Annotated in this window: 20 protein-coding genes and 2 pseudogenes; 12 read left to right on the top strand and 10 right to left on the bottom strand. The window is 64.3% G+C overall.

What is annotated here, in order from left to right; translation table 11 throughout:
- Window positions 1-165: a hypothetical protein gene (locus J4G43_RS23540; protein WP_166096179.1), complete on the bottom strand. Its 165-nt coding sequence runs from the start codon at window positions 163-165 to the stop codon at window positions 1-3.
- A 413-nt stretch (window positions 166-578) separates the two neighbouring features.
- On the opposite strand from J4G43_RS23540, the gene J4G43_RS23535 reads away from it, so the two are divergent.
- Complete coding sequence (locus J4G43_RS23535) at window positions 579-782, top strand: hypothetical protein (protein WP_208086473.1); 204 nt, start codon at window positions 579-581, stop codon at window positions 780-782.
- A gap of 11 nt (window positions 783-793) precedes the next feature.
- Here the strand turns inward: J4G43_RS23535 and J4G43_RS23530 are convergent, their stop codons facing one another.
- Complete coding sequence (locus tag J4G43_RS23530) at window positions 794-1342, bottom strand: CreA family protein (protein WP_028157500.1); 549 nt, start codon at window positions 1340-1342, stop codon at window positions 794-796.
- A 208-nt stretch (window positions 1343-1550) separates the two neighbouring features.
- Between J4G43_RS23530 and J4G43_RS23525 the strand changes: the two genes are divergently transcribed.
- The 4 genes and pseudogenes from J4G43_RS23525 to J4G43_RS23510 all read left to right on the top strand — a co-directional run bounded on the left by J4G43_RS23525 (window position 1551) and on the right by J4G43_RS23510 (window position 5575).
- On the top strand, window positions 1551-3161 hold the full coding sequence (locus J4G43_RS23525; protein ID WP_208086472.1) for a L,D-transpeptidase: 1611 nt from the start codon (window positions 1551-1553) through the stop codon (window positions 3159-3161).
- 110 nt (window positions 3162-3271) lie between these two features.
- Window positions 3272-3837, top strand: a pseudogene (locus J4G43_RS23520) (glutathione peroxidase).
- 165 nt (window positions 3838-4002) lie between these two features.
- Complete coding sequence (locus J4G43_RS23515; protein ID WP_208086471.1) at window positions 4003-5016, top strand: polysaccharide deacetylase family protein; 1014 nt, start codon at window positions 4003-4005, stop codon at window positions 5014-5016.
- Between the two features lie 7 nt (window positions 5017-5023).
- Window positions 5024-5575, top strand: a complete 552-nt coding sequence (locus tag J4G43_RS23510) for a dihydrofolate reductase family protein (protein WP_208086470.1) — start codon at window positions 5024-5026, stop codon at window positions 5573-5575.
- A 15-nt stretch (window positions 5576-5590) separates the two neighbouring features.
- On the opposite strand, the gene J4G43_RS23505 is transcribed toward J4G43_RS23510, so the two are convergent.
- The 3 genes and pseudogenes from J4G43_RS23505 to J4G43_RS23495 form a co-directional block, all read right to left on the bottom strand.
- The gene (locus J4G43_RS23505; protein WP_225005049.1) at window positions 5591-6904 is read right to left on the bottom strand and encodes an outer membrane protein; all 1314 of its coding nucleotides are present in this window, start codon (window positions 6902-6904) and stop codon (window positions 5591-5593) included.
- 397 nt (window positions 6905-7301) lie between these two features.
- Window positions 7302-7664: pseudogene (locus tag J4G43_RS23500) on the bottom strand (DoxX family protein); the annotation flags it as partial.
- 350 nt (window positions 7665-8014) lie between these two features.
- The gene (locus J4G43_RS23495) at window positions 8015-10324 is read right to left on the bottom strand and encodes an NADP-dependent malic enzyme (RefSeq protein WP_063983646.1); all 2310 of its coding nucleotides are present in this window, start codon (window positions 10322-10324) and stop codon (window positions 8015-8017) included.
- 246 nt (window positions 10325-10570) lie between these two features.
- Between J4G43_RS23495 and J4G43_RS23490 the strand changes: the two genes are divergently transcribed.
- The gene (locus J4G43_RS23490; protein ID WP_321576341.1) at window positions 10571-12061 is read left to right on the top strand and encodes a hypothetical protein; all 1491 of its coding nucleotides are present in this window, start codon (window positions 10571-10573) and stop codon (window positions 12059-12061) included.
- 84 nt (window positions 12062-12145) lie between these two features.
- On the top strand, window positions 12146-12541 hold the full coding sequence (locus J4G43_RS55635) for an aq_1923 C-terminal domain (protein WP_321576340.1): 396 nt from the start codon (window positions 12146-12148) through the stop codon (window positions 12539-12541).
- 171 nt (window positions 12542-12712) lie between these two features.
- Here the strand turns inward: J4G43_RS55635 and aspS are convergent, their stop codons facing one another.
- Window positions 12713-14485, bottom strand: coding sequence for an aspartate--tRNA ligase (gene aspS, locus J4G43_RS23485; RefSeq protein ID WP_208086467.1), 1773 nt, complete (start codon window positions 14483-14485; stop codon window positions 12713-12715).
- A gap of 198 nt (window positions 14486-14683) precedes the next feature.
- Between aspS and J4G43_RS23480 the strand changes: the two genes are divergently transcribed.
- Window positions 14684-16162 (top strand): protein adenylyltransferase SelO, encoded by a 1479-nt coding sequence (locus J4G43_RS23480; protein WP_208086466.1) that lies wholly within the window; start codon window positions 14684-14686, stop codon window positions 16160-16162.
- 120 nt (window positions 16163-16282) lie between these two features.
- On the opposite strand, the gene J4G43_RS23475 is transcribed toward J4G43_RS23480, so the two are convergent.
- The gene (locus J4G43_RS23475) at window positions 16283-16816 is read right to left on the bottom strand and encodes an REP-associated tyrosine transposase (protein ID WP_135215315.1); all 534 of its coding nucleotides are present in this window, start codon (window positions 16814-16816) and stop codon (window positions 16283-16285) included.
- Window positions 16817-16891: 75 nt separating this feature from the next.
- Window positions 16892-17902: a M23 family metallopeptidase gene (locus J4G43_RS23470; protein ID WP_208086465.1), complete on the bottom strand. Its 1011-nt coding sequence runs from the start codon at window positions 17900-17902 to the stop codon at window positions 16892-16894.
- 260 nt (window positions 17903-18162) lie between these two features.
- Here J4G43_RS23470 and J4G43_RS23465 point away from each other — a divergent pair, with 260 nt between their 5' ends.
- Genes J4G43_RS23465 through J4G43_RS23450 form a run of 4 tightly spaced genes read left to right on the top strand, consistent with a single transcriptional unit; the run spans window position 18163 to window position 22175 of the window.
- Window positions 18163-19014 (top strand): phosphodiesterase, encoded by an 852-nt coding sequence (locus J4G43_RS23465; RefSeq protein WP_208086464.1) that lies wholly within the window; start codon window positions 18163-18165, stop codon window positions 19012-19014.
- Between the two features lies 1 nt (window position 19015).
- Window positions 19016-19966, top strand: a complete 951-nt coding sequence (locus J4G43_RS23460) for a carbohydrate ABC transporter permease (protein WP_208086463.1) — start codon at window positions 19016-19018, stop codon at window positions 19964-19966.
- Window positions 19963-20832, top strand: a complete 870-nt coding sequence (locus tag J4G43_RS23455; protein ID WP_085402888.1) for a carbohydrate ABC transporter permease — start codon at window positions 19963-19965, stop codon at window positions 20830-20832. Before J4G43_RS23460 ends, J4G43_RS23455 begins: the two co-directional genes overlap by 4 nt.
- An 11-nt stretch (window positions 20833-20843) precedes the next feature.
- Window positions 20844-22175 carry an ABC transporter substrate-binding protein gene (locus tag J4G43_RS23450; RefSeq protein ID WP_208086462.1) on the top strand — a complete coding sequence of 444 codons (1332 nt, stop codon included), beginning with the start codon at window positions 20844-20846 and terminating at the stop codon, window positions 22173-22175.
- 75 nt (window positions 22176-22250) lie between these two features.
- Here the strand turns inward: J4G43_RS23450 and J4G43_RS23445 are convergent, their stop codons facing one another.
- Together J4G43_RS23445 and J4G43_RS23440 are read right to left on the bottom strand one after the other, a co-directional pair.
- Entirely contained in the window at window positions 22251-23072 is an 822-nt protein-coding gene (locus J4G43_RS23445; protein ID WP_014495741.1) for an ABC transporter permease, read from the bottom strand.
- Between the two features lie 10 nt (window positions 23073-23082).
- A complete protein-coding gene (locus J4G43_RS23440) occupies window positions 23083-23967 on the bottom strand; it encodes an ABC transporter permease (protein ID WP_071914578.1) in 885 nt (294 codons plus the stop codon).
- Between the last annotated feature and the right edge of the window lie 10 nt (window positions 23968-23977).

The raw sequence follows: 23977 nt of genomic DNA, 5'->3' as shown, positions 1-23977 counted from the left end.
TCAGAAACGCGCAGCGACCACGATCGGCTGCGGCGCCGTGGTGGTGACCGGCGAGCCGCTGTACTGGAAGGTGCCGACACCCGGGAGATTGCCGTCCGGCGCCCCCGCGAACGAAGAGCCGGCGAGCACGAAAGCGAAGGCAAGGATGAAGCTGAGCGTGCGCATGATCTCGTGTCCCAATTCCTTGGCCGGCGGTGCGTCGTCGTTGTGAAGCTGATAACCATGCGTCGTTTCGCGCGTGATGCGCCAAAAGCGGAAAATGGTTTCGTCTTTGTGAGAATTGTTTCGTCACGCGCCAGGCGACGAAACATTCAGCGGAAAATCCCAGTCTTTTCAAATGGGTCGCGCCGCGCCTGAAAGTGGCCTTGCAGGCTCTGTCCGTGCTTGGAAGCAGACCCACACTGCGCGCCGTCACACGCACGCCTTCCGCACTTCACATGCATTTTACGTTTTTCTGCTGAAGAGAAGCCCGAACGGGGGCTGGGTTCCGTCGAACCGGGCGCGATTCGACTGCGACCCAAGCCATCGAAACCGAGAAGCCCGGAACCACCGGGCGCGTTCAGTTGAGGGATGCCATCATGACGGCGCAAGATCGCGCAACGCCGCGCGACGCGGACCTGCGGACGGACCGCGCCGACCAGCAATCCAGCCGCGTCGCTTCAATCGGGGCAATGTCGCTGCAGTCGGACCGCGGCCACGAGGCCGCACCACAAGCTTTCGTGCGGCTGACCGGCTCGCATCTCGCAAAGCCGCGCGCCAGCCGCACTCTCGTCACTGAGTGAACGCACGCGCGTCACTGAGTGAAGAACTCGCCGCACTTCTGGACGTTTGCGTCAGCCGGTCCCCACGGCATGACCGGTACCGTCGAGGTCGAGTTCTTCGGCGAGCCCTCGATCAGCCGGTCCGAATAGACCATGTAGACCAGCACATTGCGTTTGGCGTCACAGCCGCGCACGATCTGCATCTTCTTGAAGAACAGCGAGCGGCGCTGGCGGAACATGTCGTCGCCCTGCTCCATCTTGTTCTTGAACTTGATCGGACCGACCTGGCGGCAGGCCAGCGAGATATCCGAGACCTCCTCGGCAAGGCCGAGCCAGCCCTTGAAGCCGCCCTTCTCCGGCACCGTGAAATGACAGGCCACGCCCTCGACCTCGGGGTCGTCGAGGCCGTAGGTCGCGAGCTTGTCATTCGGGCTCATCCATTTGAATACCGTCGAGCGGCGGAAGATCAGATCCGGCTCGTCGGCGGCGATTGCAGAACTCGCTGGGACAGCGAGCAACAGGAGGAATAAAGCAAGGCCTTTCAAGCGGATGCCGGAAAGACCGGGGAAACGAGATGACATGAAGTTCTCCGGTAACAAGTCCCGGCAATGTAGGCATGCGACAGCCGGTCAGGAAGACGACCGGCAGCCGTCGCGGCCGCCGTTTACCGCTCCGTGAGGCTTTTTTGCTACGTCATGGACAAAATTCGCTGACGGCAGAACTGCCGTGCTAGTGAACGCGTATCCCCTCTGCGAGACTAATTTCTGAGTTGGATTGTGGATTCGAGGAATGAATAGCGTGAACGGGGCCAGTTTTTCTGCCAGGCCGGCCCGGCTGTGGCAGGTCGCCATTTTGACGGCGGCGGGTGCGATTGGCTTGACCAGCCAGGCGGACGCGGCGTTCTACTACTGGAGCGACTACTCCGACGGGTCCTACGCCGCCCGGCAGGAGCGCTATCCCGACATTCCCCGGCAGAAGCCACAGAAGCGCAGTACGGCTGGCAAGAAGGCGGTCGTCGCCGAGAAGGAAGCCGGCACCAAGCCGCAAGGTCCGCTCGTGATCGTCGTGTCGATCGATCGGCAGAAGGTGACGGTCTTCGACACCAACGGCGTGTTCGCAGAATCCCCGGTGTCGACAGGCATGAAGGGCCACTCGACGCCGATGGGCGTGTTCAGCGTGATCCAGAAGCACAAATTCCACCAGTCCAACATCTATAGCGGCGCGCCGATGCCGTACATGCAGCGGATCACCTGGTCCGGCATCGCCATGCATGCCGGCGTGCTGCCGGGCTATCCGGCCTCGCACGGTTGCATCCGCATGCCGATGGCGTTCGCGGTGAAGATGTGGAACTGGACCAGGATGGGCGCGCGCGTGATCGTCTCGCCCAGCCAGATGTCGCCGCAAAATTTCTCGCATCCCCTGCTCGCCTCGGTGCGCGTGCCGCCGCAGCCCGCCGTCAGCCTGGAGCCGCAAACCAATGTCGGCGACAAGGGCGCCGCACCAACCAAAGTCAGCGAAGCAAAGCCCGTCGAGACGAAGACCGCCAGCGCGGAGAGCGCGCTCGAGCTGCGTTCGTCGGTCGGCCATACCGTGATGTCGGATGTGACCACCGGCAATGCACCGGCGCGCGCGGAAGCAGCCGCACCAGCCGACAAGGTTGAGGCCAAGTCTGAAAAGACCGCCGACGCATCTGACCCGGTCAAGCCGCAGTCGGAAGAAGCAGCCAAGCCCGCAAGCGCCGACGCAAAGCCCGTTGAGGCCGCAGAAGCGCCCAAGACTGCAGAAGCGCCCAAGGCTGAAGCCGCCGAGCCCGCGAAGAAACCCGATGCGCCCGCTGCCGCACCGCCGCTCGCCGCCTCGCCCGACGCCAAGAAGGACGAGACCCGCGTCGCCGATCCTGCGCCTGCCGCGAAGCCGGAGACGCCCAAACGGGCCGGCCAGATCGCGGTGTTCATCAGCCGCAAGGATTCCAAGCTCTACGTGCGGCAGAATTTTGCGCCGCTGTTCGAGGTTCCCGTCACGATCGCTGCGAGCGACCGGCCGCTCGGCACCCACGTCTTCACCGCCGAGGTCGACAAGACCAACACCAACGCGTTGCGTTGGTCGGTGGTATCGCTGCCGGTCTCCGTCCGCGCCGCCGCGCGCGAAGATGACAGCCGCGTGACACTCCGCCAGCGTGGCGCCGCCGTGATCCCCGTCGCCGCCAAGCCCGTTACAGCCAAGCCCGTGGTCACGCCGGACAGCCCGGCCGAGGCACTCGACCGTATCTCGATCCCGGCCGACACCATGGCAAAGATCAACGAGATGCTGACATCGGGCGGCTCGATCATCGTCTCCGACCAGGGCATCAACCAGGGCGAGACCGGCGAAGGCACCGACTTCATCGTCCGCCTGTACTAGAGCGCTTTCGAGCGAAGTGGCGCCTTGCCGCGTCCGATAACGCGGTGTTGACCAGGCGCGTCGCGCCGACGCAGTAAGGTGCGTCCCGGATCACGTCGGGGGACGTTGCCATGCTGAACCGCAGGACCATGCTCGCCGCGCTTGTCGCGACGACCGCGTCTGCTGGACGCAGCCGTGCCGATAGCGGCATGAGCCGGATCTCGGCCTATGCCTTCTCTTTCCCTGCATTATCAGGCGACGACATCCGCCTTGCCGCGTTCACGGGCAAGCCGCTGCTGGTGGTCAACACCGCTTCGCTCTGCGGCTACACTCCGCAATACGCGGGCCTGCAAGAGCTCTGGAGCGAGTTTCGCGAGCGCGGGCTCACCGTGATCGGCGTGCCCTCCAACGATTTCGGTGGCCAGGAGCCCGGCGGCACCAGCGAGATCACGGAGACCGCGCACCACCAATACGGCGTTCCTTCCCGATCGCGGCCAAGGCGGTGGTGGTCGGCGCCAAGGCGCATCCGTTCTACAAATGGGCGGCCGAGGCGCGCCCCCGCGATGTTCCGCGCTGGAACTTCCACAAATACCTGATCGGGCGCGACGGCTACATTGCCGAGGTGTATCCGTCTGCGGTCGATCCGACGGACACACGGGTCAAGACGGCGATTGCGAAGGCGCTGGCCGACAGCTGACACCCGCAGCCCGCATCCGGTTGGGCACAATTGTGGCGGGGTGCCAAACAGCCGTTGCAATGACGAGGGCCCACCATCTAGGCTAGGACTATCAAGGGGCAGGATGGTTTTGCCAAAGGCGAAAAGCTGCGGCGGAACAACGGGATCAATCTCGAGGACAACACCATGCGTGTGGCGGCAGGACTGATTTTGGCAAGCGCGATGTCGGTTGCGATGGCAGGCGCAGCGTGGTCGCAGACCCCGGCCGCAAAGCCCGCAGCCGCCACCCAGGCGGCACCGGCTGCACCCCCCGCCGCGGCACCGGCGCCCGCTCCCGCGGCGGCAGCCGCTGCGCCGACGCAAGCGGCCTTCCCGCCCCCGCCGAAACAGGCGCCCCAGCCCGCCCGCGCGGCCTGCAACACGCCCGGCGCGCTCGGGGTCGCCCGCACGGTCGAGATCGACACCACGGGTGGTCCGGGCTTCGGCTTCGAGCATTTCAAGGAGCTCGACTTCCTGCGCGACAAGGAGGTCGTGCTGACCTTCGACGACGGCCCCTGGCCGAAGAACACGCCCGCGGTGTTGAAGGCTCTCGCCGACGAATGCACCACCGGCATCTTCTTCTCGATCGGCAAGCACGCGACCTATGAGCCGGAGATCCTGAAGCAGGTCTATGCGGCCGGCCACACCGTCGGCGCCCACACCTGGTCGCACGCCAACCTCAACAACAAGAAGCTCACGGAAGCGCAGCGCAAGGAAGAGATCGAGAAGGGATTCTCGGCGGTGAAGTGGGCGCTCGGCGGCATCTCGCCCTCGCCGTTCTTCCGCTTCCCGGCGCTCCAGCACCCACCGGAGATGGTCACCTATCTCGGCAACCGCAACGTCGCGATCTTCTCCTGCGACATCGACTCCTTCGACTTCAAGGCCTCGAAGCCCGAGAAGGTGATCGAGACCGTCATGAAGAAGCTCGACACCAAGGGCAAGGGCATCATCCTGATGCACGACTTCCAGAAGCACACCGCCGAAGCCCTGCCCGAGTTGCTGAAGCGGCTGAAAGCCGGCGGCTACAAGGTCGTGGCGATGCGCGCCAAGTTCCCGGCCTCGACGCTGCCCGAATACGACCAGGAGCTGCTCAAGGACGTCAAGCTGCCGACGGTGAGCACGCGCCCGGTCAATTCCGTCGTGACGACGGTCTCGGAATAGACCGCAATTGTCTTTCCGGTTTGAAGGTTACGTCATCATATCGGCGGACGGCATGCTTGCCGATCCGTCGCACATCATGCCCTCAACGCTGGTGTTCGAAGGCGACAAGCGCTTTTTCGAGCAAGCGCTCGATCGAGCCGCGGTCGTCGTGCACGGCGGACACTCGCACGAGCAGCAGCCGAATTCGCCGAAGCGCAAGCGGCTGATCCTCACCCGCAAGATCAAGACGCTCACCGTCGACCCGGAGATGCCGAACGCGACGCTGTGGAATCCCGAGCATGCGAGCTTCGAGGAGGCCTGCGCTTTCGCCGATGTCGCCTCCGGCACGGTCGCAATCATCGGCGGCCCCGTCGTGTTCGACATGTTCATGGACCGCTACGACACGTTCTGGCTGTCGGAAGCCCCGCATGTGCGGCTGCCCGGCGGCGAAGGCTGCTTCGTCGGCGTGCCGGAGCGGACGCCGCATGAGGTGCTGGCGTCACACGGGATGAAGCCGGGGGCGCCGTATCTGCTCGACGCGGCGCATGATGTCACCGTCACGCCGTGGCGTCGAGTCTAGCACAGGCGATCTGCGCTACGGCGTCGGAAGGTGATAGGCCAGCACACCGCGCAGCGTGTGCACCGTGCCGCCCGCGCTCAGGCTGGTCATGAAATCAGACGCCAGATCGTCTCGCGCCCCGAGATGCGTGACGCGATATTCCGCGCGGGCGGAGATGCTGTCGGTGAAGAAGCGCTCGAAGCCGCCACCGAAGGTCGCGCCGTGATATTCCCGCGTCGGAGCGGTGCCGGGAAATCCGAGGAAATTGTACGAGATCGACTGCGCGGTCGTTCCGCTGTAGCCGCCGAGCAGGTAGACCAGCGTCTCCGGTGCCACGAGATAGCCGACGCGTCCACCGACGGTCCACCCCCACTTCACCGCCGCCAGATCCGACGAGATCGCAACACCTCCGCCCGATGCGTTGACCTTGGCGCCGCCATTGGTCCCGGCATCAATCAACCCGAATGCGCCGAGGACCCATCTCGGCGCGACCTGGCGATCGTAGCCGATCGTGAAAGTGCCACCGACATCGGCGCCGCCCAGACCGGATGCGTCGAAATCCAGCACACCGGCGAACGATCCCGCGACATGGGGCGTGATGACGTCGCCCCCGATACCCGCGCCGACGTAAACGCCCGTCCATGTCGGGTTCAGCGCGGGCGCCACTGAAGCGGTCGCAGGTCCGCCGAACTGGCCGAAGCGATAGGCCGCGCCGATCCTGACCACATGCTCGGACAGGTCCGTGGTCCAGACCGCGCCGAGCGGATCGACCGTCGTGTTGCGGCCGAGCGCGACGTAGCGGTATTCGCCGCGCAGTGACACGTTGCTCGCGAGGCGATATTCCGCGCCGGCGCCGACCGTGTAACCGTGCGACGTCAGCCCCGATTCCTGCACCGTGAACGAAGGCCCTCCCCCGAGGATCACGTAGTTCAAGTTCCAATTGTTGATGCGCATCTCGCTATAGCCGGCGAGGCCGTAGAGCAGGATATCGGGCGTCACCAGAAATCCCGCACGGCCGCCGATCGTCCAGCCCTGGTCCAGCGACGGCAGCGCAGCGTTCAGGCTCTGGCCAAAGAACGGGCTCGATGCACTGGCCGTCGTGCGCTGGCGCGACCAGTCGTAATCGACGAAACCGCCGACCACGAAACGCGGCGCAACCTGGACGTCAAATCCGGCGAAAACAGACAGCCCGAGATCGGCGCCCTGCAAGCCGTCGAGGCTGAACAAATCCGGGCCACCGCCGACCGGCGTCAGGTTCGACCGTCCGGTCGCGAAGTCGAAGCCCAGTCCGCCGCCGACGTAAAACTGGGTCCAGTTCGCCACGGGCGCCGCGAACGGCCGCGCCTTCACGGGCAAGTCTGCTGCACAGGCCGTGGTTACAGAAACGGCTACGACATGCGCCGCCCCCAGAACGACAACAACGCATGCCGCCGCCTTGCGCTTCGATTGGACCAAGTCCGCCCCCAATCACCCAGTGCCGATTGCGCCTGTGCAACCGGAACCGTCGGTACTATTGGGCTAGGACGGATTCCGACAAGTGGAGAGACCGGTCGATCCGCAGCGGCCACGATTTTGTGGAACCGCTGTGATCTCAAAACCATAATCTGTGAATGATGGTTCATGCACTCGTCGCAAACGGACGAGCCATCAACTCGCTTTACACGTCCCCATAGGCCGTCTCGGCCGAGCGCGTAGCGCGGCCATAGCCCATGATCATGAACAGCGCACCGATGATCGAGAGATTCTTCAGCGCATCGACCACCATCCTGGCGTTGTCGGGCGCGGCCTGATTCCAGAAATCGGAGAACAGAACGGTCGAGCCCGCGATGTAGATGATCATCAGCAATGCGAAAAAGCGCGCGCCGAAGTTCAGCGCAATCATCAGGCCTGCAATGATCTCGAGCCCACCGCCCGCGATCGCCAGCAGTTGCGGCGTGGTCATGGCGGTCGCCGTCTCGATCTGCTTGGTGTAGGACTCGATGACCTCAGGCACCACCACCTTGGTGGCGATGAAATCGGCCGTCGCCTGGAGGGGAAAGAACTTGGTCGCGCCCGTGTAGATGAACAGCACGGCGAACAGGATTCGCCCGAAAGTCACGAACGCTGGCATGATCGGCCTCTTGGCTCAGGCTTTTTGAAAAAGGCGTCTTGACGAGAGTACCGGGCGATTATGAAGAGTCGTGCGCCGGTTTACAAACGGGGAAATGGCGAACTGCGAGCAATTCAAAGTTGGCGGCACGGGCGGTGCACCTTCTCCCCTTGTGGGAGAAGGTGGCATAGGCGGCCTGCGGCCGCCGTTCTTAAGAACGCCGAAGCGAAGCTTCGGCTATGGCGCCGGATGAGGGGTATCTCTCCGCGAGCTCAATAGCGGTGGGACTCGTGGATAGAGACCCCTCACCCGTCTCGCCGCTAACGCCGCGATCCACCCTCTCCCACAGGGGGAGAGGGTAAGACGGCATCTTACGTAAACAACGTCGGCTGCTGCCGTGCAGCGCGCTCCTGCGCTTCCACGACCGCAACGGCCGTCATGTTGAGGATGCCGCGCGCGGTCACCGAGGGCGTGAGGATATGGGCGGGGCGTGCCGGGCCGATCAGGATCGGGCCGACAGGGAGCGCATCCGCCAGCGACTTGATCATCTGATAGGCGACGTTGGCGGTGTCGAGGCTCGGCATGATCATGATGTTGGCCTCGCCCTCGAGCTTGGAGTGCGGCAGCACCATTTTCCGCGCAGCAGCTGAAAGTGCCGTGTCGCCCTGCATCTCGCCGTCGGCCTCGATCTCCGGATGCTTCTCCTTCAACAGCTGGGTCGCCCGGCGCATCTTGCGCGAGGACTCGGTGTCGTAGCTGCCGAAATCCGAGTGCGAGACGAAGGCGATCTTCGGCTTGATGTTGAAGCGCTGGACGTGGACCGCCGCCAGCGAGGCGATCTCGGCGAGCTCCTCGGCGCTCGGATTGGGCCGAACCTGCGTGTCGGCGATGAAGAAGGCGCCCTTGCTGGTGATCAGCAGCGCCAGTGCCGCATAGTCGATGATCCCCGCGGAGAAGCCGATGATCTCGCGGACATGGCGGAGGTGGTGCATGTAGCGGCCTTCGACGCCGCAAAGCATGGCATCCGCCTCCCCGCGCATGACCGCGAGCGCGGCGATCACCGTGTTGTTGGTGCGCACCACCGTGCGCGCCGCATCCGGCGTCACGCCGCGGCGGCCGGCGACCTCGACATAGGATTGCACATAGGAGCGATAGCGCGGATCGTCCTCGGGATTGACGAGGTCGAAATCCTTGCCTGCCTTGATCGACAGGCCGAAGCGCTTGATGCGCGCCTCGACGACCGACGGACGCCCGACCAGGATCGGCGTCGCCAGCTTCTCCTCCAGCACCACTTGCGTGGCACGCAGCACGCGCTCGTCCTCGCCTTCGGCGTAGATCACGCGCACCGGCTGGGTCTTGGCCTTGGCGAACATCGGCTTCATGACAAGGCCGGAGCGGAAGGCGAAGCGCTCGAGCAGCGCGGTGTATTCGTCAAAGTTGGTGATGGGGCGCGTCGCGACGCCCGACTCCATCGCCGCCTTGGCGACGGCGGGCGCGATGCGCAGAATCAACCTGGGATCAAAGGGGCTCGGGATCAGCGAGCCCGGGCCGAAGCCCTGCGTTTCGCCGGTGTCAAAGCCCTGCGCGACCGCATCCGACGGCGCCTCGCGCGCGAGCTGCGCGATGGCCTCGACGGCGGCGTGCTTCATCTCCTCGTTGATGGCGCTGGCGCCGACGTCGAGCGCGCCGCGGAAGATGAAGGGGAAGCACAGGACGTTGTTGACCTGGTTCGGATAGTCGGAGCGGCCGGTGCAGATCATGGCGTCGGGGCGCACCTTCCGCGCCTCCTCCGGCATGATCTCCGGGGTCGGATTGGCCAGCGCCATGATCAGCGGCTTGTCGCCCATCGCCTTGGCCATCTCCGGCTTGAGCACGCCGGGTGCCGACAGCCCGATGAAGATGTCGGCGCCGCCGATGACGTCGCCCAGCGTGCGCTTGTCGGTCTTCTGCGCGTAGACCGCCTTCCAGCGGTCCATCGTGGTGTTGCGGCCCTCATGCACGAGGCCGTCGATGTCGCAGACCCAGATGTTCTTGCGCTGCGCGCCCATCGATACCAGAAGGTTGAGCGTCGCGATCGCGGCGGCCCCCGCCCCCGACGCCACGATCTTGACGTCGGACAGCTTCTTGCCGTTCAGCCTGAGACCATTGGTGATGGCGGCGGCGACGATGATGGCGGTGCCGTGCTGGTCGTCATGGAAGACCGGGATCTTCATGCGCTCCTTCAGCTGCGCCTCGATCTCGAAGCATTCCGGTCCGCGGATGTCCTCGAGATTGATGCCGCCGAAGGTCGGCTCGAGCGCCGCCACGGTCTCGACCACGCGCTCGATGGTGTCGGCGGCGATCTCGATGTCGAACACGTCAATGCCGGCGAATTTCTTGAACAGGACGGCCTTGCCCTCCATCACCGGCTTGGAGGCCAGCGGGCCGATATTGCCGAGGCCGAGCACCGCGGTGCCGTTCGAGACCACCGCGACCAGATTGGCGCGGGTGGTGAGCGTGGCGGCTTCCGCCGGGTTCTTGGCGATCTCGGTGCAGGCGGCGGCAACGCCCGGAGAATAGGCAAGCGCGAGGTCGCGCTGGTTGGCCAGCGGCTTGCTCGCCTGGATCTCAAGCTTTCCGGGGCGCGGCAGACGGTGATAGGCCAGCGCCGCCTGGTGGAGATCATCAGAATAAGACGACATGCGGTGTCTCGCCTCGCGTTACCGGCTTCAAAATGCCTCATCCGGAGCCGCCGCCCAAGCGGACGGTATTTCCGGGTCATGGAAACGGGATGAAGCACGGCGGGCGCCCCGGTGGCAACATCCGATTACGGCCCCATCAACAGGGCGCATGGTCAAATACCTGATAGCGCTAGCTTTCCCTAGACCGCGCGGCATTTCCCGAATATGGCAGGTTGCGCAGTGCAAAACGGGCAACTGGAGCTGGGAATGAAGCGGATCCTGATCGGCCTGATCGTGGCAGCCGTGCTTGCCGCGGGCGGATGGTTCGGCTTCAACCTCTATGTCCAGCACCGCGCGACCAGCGAGGTCGAGGCGGCGTTCGAGCAGATGCGCCAACAGGGCGGCAAGGCGAGCCACGGCAAGATCACGTTCGAGCTCGCGACCCGGACGCTGACGATCGAGGATATCGCGGTCACTCCCGGCAACCTGCCGCAGGCGCAGATCAAGATCGCCGGCATCAAAGGGACGGGCGTTCGCCTGGTCGACGATATCAGGTTTTCGGCCGACAGCATCGACATCACCGGTGTTGAGGTCGCACTGGACCAGGCTCCCCCGGCAAAACTGAAAGTCTCCTACAAGATCCCGCAATTGACGATGCGCGACTACGCCGGTCCCGTTCACGCCGCGGCTGCGCCAGCGGACAACTCCCTGATCGAGATGTACCGCTATGCGCTCAGCCAGTACACGGGCGTCACGGCCTCGTCGCTTACGGCCCCGACACTGACGATGAGCTTCGATTCCGGCAACGCTGCCGCCGGCAGCGGCGAGTTCACCTATACCGGGCTGGCGATCCAAAACCTCAAGCACGGCAAGATCGATGCGATGAAGGCCGACCGCGCCGTCATCTCGGTCGAGGTGAAGCAGCCAGGCAAGCCGGACAAGCTGACAGGCGAGCTGTCGAACATCATCGTCAACGATTTCGACGCGACCGCGATCCTCGCTACGCTCGATCCGCAGGCGGCGGGTGACGACAGCTACCGCCGGATCTACCGGCAGGTCTCGGTCGGCCCCTATGCGCTCAAATCGGCACAGGGCATGCGCGTTGATATCGACAGCTTCACCATCGAGGACATCGCCGTGCAGCCGTCGAAATTCCGGCCGGCCGAGATTTTTGCCGGGCTGCCGGAGGACAAATCCGTCCCACTGGCGCCGGCGCAGGCGCGCGAGCTGCTGGAGAAGCTCGCCGGGGTCTACGAGGGTGTTCGCATCGGCAAGGCCGAGATGGGCAAGACGTCGATCGGGACGCCGCAGGGAACAGCCAAGATCAATGCGGTCAGGTACCGCGAGGGCGACTTCGCCGTCGAAGGCGTCGATACGCCGTCGCCGCAAGGGCAGTTCAAGATGGAGCGCTTCGCGCTGAAATCCTTCAGCATGGCAAATCTGATGCGCTGGGCAACCGGCCTCACCAATCCCGGCCAGGCGCCCTCGCCGGACCAGCTGCTGGGCCTGTTCCGGGTGCTCGAAGGTGCCGAGATCAAGGGCGTGGTCTCGCCTTACAAGAACACGCGGCAGCTCGTCACCATCGATACGATCAGCCTGAACTGGGGCCAGCTGGTCGGATCGATCCCGAGCAAGGCCAATCTGGTCGTGAAGATGGTCACGCCGACCGATCCCTCCAGTCCGGCGCAGCGGCCGCTGATCATGGCGGGCGTGGACAAGCTGGCGATCGACCTCGATCTCGGTGCCGCCTGGACCTAGTCGTCGGGCGCGTTTGCGCTTGCGCCCGCCACCATTGATCTCGGCAACCTTGCCAAAGCTCAGGCCCGCTTCGCGCTCGCCAACGTGCCGCGCGGCCTGTTCACGACCGACCCGGCGCAGGCCGTGGGCCAGGCGGCGCAGGTCGAGACCGGCGCGATCGAGCTCTCCCTGCGCGACAGCGGCGTCGTCGATCTGATCGTGGCGCAGTTCTCGCGCATGCAGAATGTCAGCCGCGACGCCGCCCGCAGCGCCATCGCCGAGATGATCCGCGCGCAGGGCGAGAAGGTCACGGCCGCCAATCTCGATGCCAAAGCGGCGGTCGATGCACTCGCCGGCTTCGTCGAGACCTCAGGTCAGACGCTGACGATCAAGCTGACCCCGCTCGGCAAGGTGCCGGTGCTTCAGCTCATGGACGCACTGAACAGCGAGCCGATCGTCGCGCTGGCGCAGTTCAGGATCGAGGCGTCGACGGGGCTGTAGGCGACGGCGGTGGTCTTGTGTTCCGGACGCGCTGCAGCGTTCTTACGCTGCTGCGCAGAGCCGGGACCCAGAAGCGCCGCTGCTCGCCGAGACGTGGGCCCCGGCTCCGCAGCGCACCGCCGAAGTCGCGCTGCGCTGCGTCCGGGGTACGGGACCGAAAACCGGCTCAGATCACTTCTGCGGCAGATTCACCCGCACATGCAGCTCGCGGAGCTGCTTGGTGCTGGGCTCCGACGGCGCGCCCATCAGCAGATCCATGGCCTGCTGGTTCATCGGGAAAAGCGAGATCTCGCGCAGATTATTGGTGCCGCACAGAAGCATCACGATGCGGTCGACGCCCGCGGCCATGCCGCCATGCGGCGGCGCGCCGTATTGGAAGGCGCGGTACATGCCGCCGAAGCGGTCGACCACTTCCTGCTCGCCGTAACCCGCGATCTCGAACGCCTTCACCATCGCTTCCGGCACGTGGTTGCGGATGCCGCCCGAGGCGATCTCGTAGCCGTTGCAGGTGATGTCGTACTGGAACGCCTTGATGGTCAGCGGGTCCTGGCCCTTCAACGCGTCGAGACCGCCCTGCGGCATCGAGAACGGGTTGTGCGAGAAGTCGACTTTCTTGTCGTCCTCGTTGTACTCGTACATCGGGAAGTCGACGATCCAGGCGAGCTCGAACCGCTCCTTGTCGGTGAGGTTCAATTCCTCGCCGACCTTGTTGCGGGCAAGACCTGAGAATTTCCAGAACTTGTCGGGGTCGCCGGCGACGAAGAAGGCGGCATCGCCTTCCTTGACGCCGATCTGCGCGCGGATCGCAGCCGTACGCTCTGGCCCAATGTTGTTCGCGAGCGGACCCGCGCCCTCGCCGCCCTCGCGCCACATGATGTAGCCGAGACCGGGTTGGCCTTCACCCTGCGCCCACGAGTTCATGCGGTCGCAGAACGCGCGGCTGCCACCGCCCGGCGCCGGGATCGCCCAGACCTGGTTCTTGGGGTCTTCGAGCATGCGCGCAAAGACCTTGAAGCCGGAGCCGCGGAAATGCTCGGAGACGTCCTGCATCTCGATCGGGTTGCGCAGGTCCGGCTTGTCGCTGCCGTATTTGCGTAGCGCTTCGGCGAACGGGATACGGCGCCAGTACTTGCTCACCGGCTTGCCCTTGGCGAACTCCTCGAACACGCCGGTGATCACGGGCTCCATCGCCGCGAACACGTCCTCTTGCGTGACAAAGCTCATCTCGACGTCGAGCTGGTAGAACTCACCCGGCAGACGGTCGGCGCGCGGATCCTCGTCGCGGAAGCAGGGCGCGATCTGGAAGTAGCGGTCGAAGCCCGACATCATCAGCAGCTGCTTGTACTGCTGCGGCGCTTGCGGCAGCGCATAGAACTTGCCGGGATGGATGCGCGACGGCACCAGGAAGTCGCGCGCGCCTTCCGGCGAGGACGCAGTCAGGATCGGGGTGTTGAACTCGAAGAAGCCCTGCCCCTCCATGCGCCGACGCATCGACTTGATGATCTCGACGCGCGTCATGATGTTCTGGTGCAGCTTCTCGCGGCGCAAATCGAGGAAGCGGTACTTCAGGCGGATGTCTTCAGGATATTCCTGATCGCCGAACACCGGCAACGGCAGGTCACCGGCCGGTCCGAGCACCTCGATCTCGCTGACATAGATCTCGATCTTGCCGGTCGGCAGATCCTCATTGTCGGTCCCCTCGGGGCGGCGGCGGACCTTGCCGTCCATCTTGACCACGAATTCCGAGCGCAGCTTTTCGGCCAGCGCGAACGCCGGCGAGTCCGGATCGACCACGCACTGGGTCAGGCCGTAATGGTCGCGCAGGTCGATGAACAGCACGCCGCCATGGTCGCGAACGCGATGGACCCAGCCCGAGAGGCGAACTGTTTCGCCGATGTTGCTCTCGCGGAGCGCGCCGCATGTATGTGACCGGTAGCGATGCATGGTCGTCCCAAAATTAATGTCGGAGGGGTCGAATCGGACGGCCTGAAACGACCGGTCCGAAGTTGCGGCAGGGTTTACCCGACGAGGCCGGAGGCGGCAACTAAGGGAACGGGCTGTTTTGGGGCCAGAAGCGCCCATTTTTGGCCGATTGGGCCTCAAGCCTTTGCCATCAGGCGTTCCCCGCCTATCTTTACCTCCATGACCGTCCATTTCCCCTTCCAGAACTCGTATTCGGCACTGCCGGACAGCTTCTTTGCCCGGGTCGCGCCGACCCCTGTGGCCGCCCCCCGGCTGATCAAGCTGAACCGCCCGCTGGCGGTCCAGCTCGGGCTCGACCCGGATCTGCTGGAGACCCCTGAGGGTGCCGAAATCCTGGCCGGGAAAACGGTTCCCGCTGGCGCCGATCCAATCGCCATGGCCTATGCCGGCCACCAGTTCGGGCAATTCGTGCCCCAGCTCGGCGACGGCCGGGCGATCCTGCTCGGCGAGGTCATCGACCAAGACGGCGTCCGCCGCGACATCCAGCTCAAGGGCTCGGGCCCCACCCCGTTCTCCCGCCGCGGCGACGGCCGTGCTGCGTTGGGTCCGGTGCTGCGTGAATACATCGTCAGCGAAGCCATGTTTGCGCTCGGCATCCCGACCACGCGCTCGCTCGCCGCGGTCGTCACCGGCGAGCACGTCATCCGCGAGACCGCGCTGCCCGGCGCTGTGCTGACGCGCGTCGCCGCGAGCCACATCCGCGTCGGCACCTTCCAGTTCTTCGCCGTCCGCCGCGACACCGGCGCGATCCGCCGGCTCGCCGACCACGTCATCGCCCGCCACTATCCGGATCTGCTCCATGCAGAGCGCCCCTATCACGCCCTGCTCGCCGGCGTCGTCGCGCGTCAGGCCGATCTCATCGCGCGCTGGCTGCTGGTCGGCTTCATCCACGGCGTGATGAACACCGACAACAGCTCCATCTCCGGCGAGACCATCGATTACGGCCCCTGCGCCTTCATGGACGCCTACAACCCCGCGCAGGTGTTTTCGTCGATCGACGAGATGGGCCGCTACGCCTATGCCAACCAGCCACGCATCGCGCTGTGGAATCTGACCCGGCTCGCCGAATGCCTGCTGCCGCTGTTCTCCGACGACCAGGAGAAGGCGGTCGCCGAAGCCCAGGACATTCTCGGCGCCTTTGCCGAGACCTTCAGCAACGCCTATCAAGCAGGCCTGCGCAAGAAGGTCGGCCTGTTCACGGAACGCGACGGCGACGAGGCGCTGATCCAGGACCTGCTGGATGCCATGGCCAAGAACCAGGCCGACTTCACCCTCACCTTCCGCAAGCTCGGTGACGCCGCAGGCGACGAGGCCGCCGCTGCCGACGTCCGCGCGCAGTTCATGGACCCCTCAGCCTTCGACGACTGGGCCAGACGCTGGCGCGAGCGCACCGCGCTGGAGCCGCAGGCCGCAGCCGAGCGGCAAGCCGCCATGCACGCCGCCAACCCGATCTTCATCCCCCGCAACCACCGCGTCGAGGCCGTGATCCAGGCCGCGGTAAACAACGACGACTACGCGCCGTTCGAAGAGCTGGTGAAGGTGCTGGCCAAGCCGTTCGAGGAGCAGCCGGACTATGCCGCCTACGCCGATCCGCCGCTGCCGGACCAGCGAGTGCTGCAGACGTTCTGCGGGACATAGCAACAAACTCGGTGCGTAGGGTGGATTAGCCGAAGGCGTAATCCACCGCTTCTCTCAACCAGACGAGAGTACAGAGGTGGATTACGCTTCGCTAATCCACCCTACGAGCTAACGCGATCGTCACGCCCGCTCACCGAATTCGCCCGCGATCTTGGCGTCACCGCCCGAATCCTCGGGAAATAATCCAGCCCGCACATCGCGGTGAAATGACGAGTACCGCCAATCGCAAACCTTCGAGACATGACCGTGCTTGACGGGATTGTAATAGCAATATTCGACGTGGCGGGCGTAGTCGGCCTCGTCACGGATCAGATGCTCCCAGAACCGGCGTTGCCAGATGCCGCGTTCGTTCCGCGCCGCACGGACAACGCTCAGCCGCTCATTCGCTGGGAGTGCTTTGGCAAATCGCGTCTTGATCAGCCTCCAGCGGACCGAAAAATTGGCATCGTCCGGTGGCAGCTTCCAGATCGCGTGGAGATGATCCGGTAAAACTACGAAAGCATCGATCTCGAAAGGATGGCTCCGGCGCGTTGCGGCGACCGCGTCCCGTAAGATTTCGATGTGGTGGGTCAAAAGAGCTTTCCGCCGATCGAGCAGGTTCACGGTGAAGAACCAGCCCCCTCCGGGGATGAATGCGCGGCGGTAGTCGGACATATCACCGATAACACAACTTGAAGTTGGCTCACAGTGGTGGATTACGCCTTCGGCTAATCCACCCTACGCACCTTCTTACTTCGTCGCCTTCCTGATCCCGCCGAACGACGCCGCGTCGAACTTCTGCGGATCGACGGGATCGTAGCGGGACCACTCCATGTCGGGCACATTGGCGTACCGCTCGGCCCAGGCCTTGTTCGTCGTCGTCGTTCCGGGCGCGACGGGGCGGATCTCGAAATGCAGCACCTTGTTCGGGCCGATCTCGCCGATCGTGTCCTTGGCCTTGACGCTCGCGCCGACCGCAAGCGGCTCGCCCTTCGGACCGACGATGCGGCCGAGCTGGACGTAGCGCGTGTAGACGACGCCGCCGTTGGGATAGGTGTGCTTGAGCACGACGTAGCGGCCGCAACCGCCGATCACGGGCAGGTCAGCCGGCGCCTGCTCGCTGGTCTCGATCTTGACGACGACGCCGTCCGCCATCGCCGCCACCGGGCCGCCTGCCTTGTCGGAGGTGAAATCGACACCGGGATGCTCGTCCTGGGTCCAGCATCCACAGGAGGTCATCGTCTTGTCTGCAGGCTTGTCGGCGCGCGGAAAGCTGCGCGGGGTGAGGAATTCATTGACCAGCAGTCCCGGCCCTTCGGGGGACGTGAAGGCATGGATCGCATAGAGCGAGAGCTTGTCCCCAACCGGCACCTCCGCCGGCAAGAAGCCGTAGACCACATCCTGGATGAAGACCTTCAGCTCGCGCCCCTTGGCGGAGCGGACCGTGATGCAGTTGGTCGCCTGCAAGGCGTCGGCGTCGGTCTTGGGCATGCCGCTCATGATCAGCGATCGCTTGAGCGCGCCACTTGCGCACGGCTCCCCGTGGGAGGCCAGCGTGACGTCGAGCTTCAGCGGCGACATCGGGTAGACGTCGAGGCCGGTGGCCGGTCGCCGCCGTGCCAGGAACTCGTCGAGATCGGTCTCCTTGTAACGGGCGAAATTGAATTCGGCGCGCGCCGCATCGGGGACGGCGGAGAGGACGACAAGCAGCAGGGAGACGGCAAGCAAACCCAGCTTGGGGAGGCCACGCGGCGGCAACATTCGGAGGTCTCGTGATGCAAATTCGGTGCGCCGTATGAGCAAACCACGACCGCATCTTCGCGGCAAGGTAGACCGCATCTTGCGCCTCAATCGTGAGAGGTCATTCGGCCGCAGAGTACGCTCGCCCGGTCGTCCCAAGCATGTCCACACCTTCCACGCGCCGTAGGAACCGCTGTCATCAAACTGAAACACTGGCGCTCTAACGGCCTGTCAGGGACGTCCTGCCGGAGGCGCCCATCCTCCAACAGTCCTGACGCGCCATGCCCTTCAAATTCATCCACATCACCGACACGCATCTCGCGAACCCCGGACTGAAGCTCTATGGCCTCGATCCGCGCGCCCGGCTGGACGCGGCGGTTGCCGACATCAACAAACACCAGTCCGATGCTGCCTTCGCAGTCGTGACCGGCGACCTCACGCATTGGGGCGAGCCTGAATCCTACGCCAATTTCGCCGAGGCGATGGCCGCTCTGAAAATCCCTTATATCGCCATGGTGGGCAATCACGACAAGCGCGTGGCCTGCCTCGACGGACTGAAGGCCGCGCCGCGCGACCAGAACGGCTTCGTCCAGGGCACCCGCACCACCGAGCACGGCCTGTTCGTCTTCCTCGACACGCTGGACGAAACCAGCCACGCCGGCGAGATGTGCGCCAAGCGCCTCGGCTGGCTCGCGAGCACGCTGGCGGCCGCGCCCGCCGATATGCCGTTCGTCGTCTTCATGCATCATCCGCCCTTCCCGGTCGGCGTCCACGCGATGGACGAGATCGCACTGGCGCAGAGCGCCGAATTCGCCGAGGTGATCGCGCCCTATCGCGCACGCATCCGTCACCTCTTCTTCGGCCACGTGCACCGGCCGATCTTCGGTAGCTACGGCAAGATCCCGTTCTCGACGCTCCGCGGCACCAACCACCAGGTCTGGTTCGAGCTTGACGCTGCCGCGACCGACCATCTCGCCAGCCATGAGCCGCCGGCCTATGGCGTGGTGCTGATCGACGGCGAGAACCTGGTCGTGCACAGCCACGACTTCCTCGACACCAGTCTGCGCTTCCCCTTCGAGCCACCGGCGGGAATGGACGGCCGCGACTATGCGCTCAAGTTCGCGGCGCGGTGAAATGAGCCTAGCTGAACCCGCGGCTCTTCCGGTCGCGGCATCGGCGGCACCGCGTCGGCACGTCCTGAAGCGGTTTGTAGGCCGCTTCAACGCCTCGCTGCCTGCCTATCTGTTGCTTCTGCCATCGCTGGTCTTCCTCGCACTGTTCACCTATGGCGCGATGGGCCGCGCGCTCATCGACGCGCTCTACCAGCGCGCCACGCCGAAGGCGCCGGTCCGCTTCGTCGGCCTCGACAATGTCAGTGCGGTGCTAGCCGACCCCGCCTTCACCGGCGCGGTCGTCAACAATCTCGTCTACGCCATCGGCACGGCGATCCCGAGCATTGGACTTGCACTCCTGTTCGCGCTGGCGCTGTCGCGCACCAATGCGGTGAGCAGCGCGCTGCGCGCCGCGCTGTTCCTGCCGGTGCTGATCCCGATGGTCGCGGCCTCCACGCTGTTCCTGTTCATCTTCCTGCCCAATGTCGGCCTGCTCGACTACTACATCGGCCGCCTGCTTCCGGTGGTGCCGAACTGGCTCGGCGACCCCGACATCGCACTCTATGCGATCATGGTGATCACCATCTGGAAGAACGCCGGCTACTACATGTTGTTCTTCCTCGCCGGCCTGCAGGCCGTGCCCGAGGATGTCATGGAAGCCGCGCATCTCGACGGCGCCGGCCCGTTCATTCGGCTGCGCTACATCATCCTCCCCGAGCTCAAGCCCACCTTCCTGTTCGTCATCGTCATCGCCACGCTCAACGCGGTCACGCAGGTCGACCACGTCTTCGTCATGACCAAAGGCGGACCGTCGAACTCGACCAATCTCGTGTTGTTCTACATCTACCAGCAGGCGGTCGAGCATTACGACATCGGCAAGGCCTCGGCGGCAACGCTACTGACGCTTGCGGCGCTGATGGGCCTCACCGCGCTCTCCTTCCGGACGATGGCCAATCGTGAGGGCGGAGCATGACGCTGATCGACTGGCTGCTTAGGGACGCCCCGCTCGCCACGCGCCGCGAGATCACGCCAAAGCTCGGCTTTCTGCTGACCGTGCTGCTCGCGATCGTTTGGCTGATCCCGTTCCTGTGGATGGGCGTGGCGACGCTGCGCCCGGCGTCCGACGGCATCAACGTGATGGCCGAGCTGATCCCGAGCCTCAAGCCCACGCTCGACAATGTCAGGGATGCCTGGGAGATCGGCGATTTCCCGCGCTACACCCTCAACACCACGATCATCTGCACCGGCATCCTGCTGGTGCAGTTCGTCACGATCACGCTGGCCGGCTTTGCCTTTGCGCGGCTCGAATTCGCCGGCAAGACGCTGATCTTCTATTTGTTCCTGATGCAGCTGATGCTGGTACCGGTGCTGCTGATCGTGCCGAATTTGAGCCTGGTGGCGCAGCTCGGGCTCTACGACACGCTCGCCGGCGTGATGATGCCGTTCTTCGCCTCGGCCTTCGGCACCTTCCTGATGCGACAGGCTTTCGAAGCCATTCCGACCGAGCTGGAAGACGCCGCCCTGATCGACGGCGCCAGCCTTCTCCAGCGCATCCGCCACATCTACGTGCCGCTGTCGATGCCGAGCTTTTCCGCCTTCGCCATCATCTCCGTTACCAGCCACTGGAACGACTTCCTGTGGCCGCTGATGGTGATCAACTCGCCGGACAAGCGGCCGCTCACGGTCGGTCTGTCCGTCTTCACCGCGACCGCCGAAGGCACGCAGGCCTGGGGCACCATCGCCGCCGGCACGCTCATGGTGATCGCGCCGCTGCTCATCACCTTCCTGATCTTCCAGAAGCGCTTCATCAGTTCTTTCGTCACCTCAGGCATCAAATAGGAGAGTTTTCGATGCTGTTTACCCGCAGGCTCATGCTTGGCCTTGCCATGGCAGGCTCCATGGCTGGCGCCCTCGCCGTCCCGGCGATGGCCGAAGGCCCGACCGAGATCGACCTGTTCTTCCCCGTTCCCGTCGACGGCAAGCTCGCCCGCGACATGGGCACGTTGATCAAGGAGTTCAACGAGACCCATCCCGCCATCAAGGCGACCGCCGTCTACACCGGCTCCTATGACGACACGCTGATCAAGACGCGCGCGTCGATCAAGGCCGGCAAGCCGCCGGCCGCCGTGATCATGTCGGCGAACTTCCTGCTCGACATGCAGATCGAGAACGAGCTCACCAATCTCGATCCCCTAATCGCCGCCGACGGCACCACCAAGGACCAGTTTCTCGGCCAGTTCTTCCCGGCGCTCCAGGGCAATGCGGTGATCAATCGCTCGGTCTACGGCGTGCCCTTCCACAATTCGACGCCGCTGCTCTACATCAACGCCGACAAGGCCAAGGAAGCCGGCCTCGATCCGAGCAAGCCGCCGCAGACCTGGGCCGAGCTCACCGACTGGGCCAAGAAGCTCACCAAGCGCGAGGGCGACAAGGTGACCCAATGGGGCATCGCGATCCCCTGCGCCTATGACTATTGTGGCTGGATGATGGAAACGCTCACCATGACCAACGGCGGGCGCTACTACAACGAGGAGTTCGGCGGCGAGGTCTATTACGACACGCCCTCGATGCTGGGCGCGCTGACCTGGTGGAACGACCTCGTCTACAAGCACAAGGTTCATGCCCCCGGCGCGACGTCGGGACCGGCCGTCAGCACCTCCTTCATCTCCGGCAATGCCGCGATGATGATGCTCTCGACGGGCTCGCTGACCTATGTGCGCGACAACGCCAAGTTCAACTACAAGGTCGCGTTCATCCCGCGCAACGTCCGCAACGCCGTGCCGATCGGCGGCGCCTCGCTGATCGTTCCGGCCGGCCTCGAAGCCGACAAGCAGAAGGCTGCCTGGACCCTGATCAAGTGGATGACCTCGCCCGAGAAGAGCGCCTGGTGGAGCCGTGCCACCGGCTATTTCGCGCCCAACATGGCCGCCTACAAGACGCCTGACATGGTCGACTTCCTCAACAAGAACCCGGACGCCAAGACCGCCGTCGAGCAGCTCGACGTCGCAAAACCCTGGTTCGCGACTTACAAGACCGTGCCGGTCCGCAAGACGCTGGAGGACGAGGTCATGCTGGTCCTCAACGGCAAGAAGCAGCCGAAGGAGGCGCTGGTCGCCGCCCAGAAGGCCGCCGACGAGACGCTGAAGCCGTACAACGCGGAGACCTCGCTGAAGCTGCCGTAAGGCTAGCGATCAGCCAAACAACCTCGGCGCTCCACGGTGTGGGGCGCCGAAATCATTTCAGGGGTCGCGATCGCATCAGTTGCGCCTGCCGTCGAGCCTGAACACCATCTGCGTCGGACGCACGAACCGCAATGCGACCAGCAGCACGGCCATGACGGTGCACATGTAGATGACAGCCATCGCATCGATCGAATAGACCGGCCGGACACCGCCAGCGAAGACGTTGTAATACAGCGCGACGACCAGGGTCTGCGATCCCCCGCCCGCGAGCAGAAACGCCAGCTCGAAGTTCGAGATCGTATTCACGAGAACCAGCAGACCCGCCGTCAAAATGCCCGGCAGCATCAGCGGCAACAGGATGCGGCGGAATATCTGCAGCCGGCTCGCGCCGAGCATCTGGGCCGACCATTCAAGATTCAAGCTGATCTGCTCGAAGAACGGCAACAGGATGAAGACCGCAAGAGGAACCATGGGGACGAGCACGGCGAGAATGACGCCAATGACCGTCCCTCCGACACCGAACCCATAAAGCGTCGTGGCAAGCGGAATGCCGTAGGTCATCTGAGGGATCAGTAGCGGCAGGAAGTAGAGCAGCAGCAGGACCGGCTTGGCGTTGAAATTCCGCCGCGCCAGCACGTAGGCCGCCGGAAATCCGATCGCGAGCGCGATGAAGACCACGGCCAGCGCGATGAACAGCGTGATGAAGAGAACATGGGAGAGCTCGAACTCCCGCCAGGCGTAGGTAAACCAATCCGTCGTGAACGCCGGCGGCAACGGCTTGCCGAACCAGCGTTTGGCGAACGAGCTGACCACGACATGCGTCACGATGCCGAGCAGGTTCAGGATGAACCCCAGCAGGAACAGGTAGATCGCCAATTTCCACATCCGTCCGCGCATCTGCTTCCCCTCAGCGTTTGCCGACGCCCATGGTTGTTGCAATCGTCATACGGCGACGCACCAGCACGATGACCACCAGCGCCGCGAGCTGGCAGAGCCCCATGATGACCGCGATCGCAGATGCGTAGGACATGTCATATTGCTCGAAGGCCTGCTGGTAGGCCGCGATCGAGATCGTCCGCGTCGAGCCGGCCGGCTGGCCAACCATCACCGCGGATGGAAACACCGCAAAGCTCATCACGAAGACGAGGGCAAACGCGATGATCAGGCCCGGTGCGATCAACGGGAACATGACACGCCGGAAGATGGTCCAGGGCCCGGCGCCCAGCATGCGTGCGGAGCTTTCCAGGCTCGGGTCGATGCCGGAGATGTAACCGAGCAACATCAGGAAGCAGAACGGAAAGTTCTGCATGAACAGCGAGAAGGTGACGCCGATAGAATTATGCGTCAGCTCGAGCGGGTTCTGGATCAATCCGACCGCAAGCAGCAACTGGTTGAGCCAGCCATTGTGGCCGTAGAAGCCGAGGATCCCTTCCGACAGGAAGACGACACCGAGCGAGATCGGAAGCACGAGAATGGTCGTGATGGTGCGCTCGAACCAGATGCCACGACGCATGCCGTATGCGAGGAACAGCGCAACCAACACGACCGCGACCGTCGTCGGCAACGCCAACATGAAGGTCGTCTTGATCGTATTGTACTGGTAGGCGTCGTTGAAGAACGCGACATAGTTCGAGAATATCCCGGCGTCGCGCTTCTTCGGCTGCAAGCTGATGTAGATCCCGTAGAGGAACGGGTAGACGAACATCGCGAGCACGTAGAGCAGCGACGGCGCAAGGCAGAGGATCGCGACGAGGTCCAGTTCGCTGCGAGAATCAGAGCGGATGCGGCCCACGATCTGTCCC

It is taken from the genome of Bradyrhizobium barranii subsp. barranii, assembly GCF_017565645.3.
Classification (GTDB): domain Bacteria; phylum Pseudomonadota; class Alphaproteobacteria; order Rhizobiales; family Xanthobacteraceae; genus Bradyrhizobium; species Bradyrhizobium barranii.
The sequence above is the reverse complement of the archived record's forward strand: the minus strand, read 5'-3'. Positions and strand labels throughout refer to the sequence as shown.

Bases quoted from the DNA above. Each gene is read 5' to 3' on its own strand.
- J4G43_RS23490 (WP_321576341.1), top strand. From the start codon at position 10,571: ATGAAGCGGATCCTGATCGGCCTGATCGTGGCAGCCGTGCTTGCCGCG.
- J4G43_RS23445 (WP_014495741.1), bottom strand. From the start codon at position 23,072: ATGCGCGGACGGATGTGGAAATTGGCGATCTACCTGTTCCTGCTGGGG.
- J4G43_RS23530 (WP_028157500.1), bottom strand. From the start codon at position 1,342: ATGTCATCTCGTTTCCCCGGTCTTTCCGGCATCCGCTTGAAAGGCCTT.
- J4G43_RS23525 (WP_208086472.1), top strand. From the start codon at position 1,551: ATGAATAGCGTGAACGGGGCCAGTTTTTCTGCCAGGCCGGCCCGGCTG.
- J4G43_RS23535 (WP_208086473.1), top strand. From the start codon at position 579: ATGACGGCGCAAGATCGCGCAACGCCGCGCGACGCGGACCTGCGGACG.
- J4G43_RS23450 (WP_208086462.1), top strand. From the start codon at position 20,844: ATGCTGTTTACCCGCAGGCTCATGCTTGGCCTTGCCATGGCAGGCTCC.
- J4G43_RS23455 (WP_085402888.1), top strand. From the start codon at position 19,963: ATGACGCTGATCGACTGGCTGCTTAGGGACGCCCCGCTCGCCACGCGC.
- J4G43_RS23480 (WP_208086466.1), top strand. From the start codon at position 14,684: ATGACCGTCCATTTCCCCTTCCAGAACTCGTATTCGGCACTGCCGGAC.
- J4G43_RS23470 (WP_208086465.1), bottom strand. From the start codon at position 17,902: ATGTTGCCGCCGCGTGGCCTCCCCAAGCTGGGTTTGCTTGCCGTCTCC.
- J4G43_RS23515 (WP_208086471.1), top strand. From the start codon at position 4,003: ATGCGTGTGGCGGCAGGACTGATTTTGGCAAGCGCGATGTCGGTTGCG.
- J4G43_RS23540 (WP_166096179.1), bottom strand. From the start codon at position 165: ATGCGCACGCTCAGCTTCATCCTTGCCTTCGCTTTCGTGCTCGCCGGC.
- J4G43_RS23465 (WP_208086464.1), top strand. From the start codon at position 18,163: ATGCCCTTCAAATTCATCCACATCACCGACACGCATCTCGCGAACCCC.
- aspS (WP_208086467.1), bottom strand. From the start codon at position 14,485: ATGCATCGCTACCGGTCACATACATGCGGCGCGCTCCGCGAGAGCAAC.
- J4G43_RS23495 (WP_063983646.1), bottom strand. From the start codon at position 10,324: ATGTCGTCTTATTCTGATGATCTCCACCAGGCGGCGCTGGCCTATCAC.
- J4G43_RS23475 (WP_135215315.1), bottom strand. From the start codon at position 16,816: ATGTCCGACTACCGCCGCGCATTCATCCCCGGAGGGGGCTGGTTCTTC.
- J4G43_RS23460 (WP_208086463.1), top strand. From the start codon at position 19,016: ATGAGCCTAGCTGAACCCGCGGCTCTTCCGGTCGCGGCATCGGCGGCA.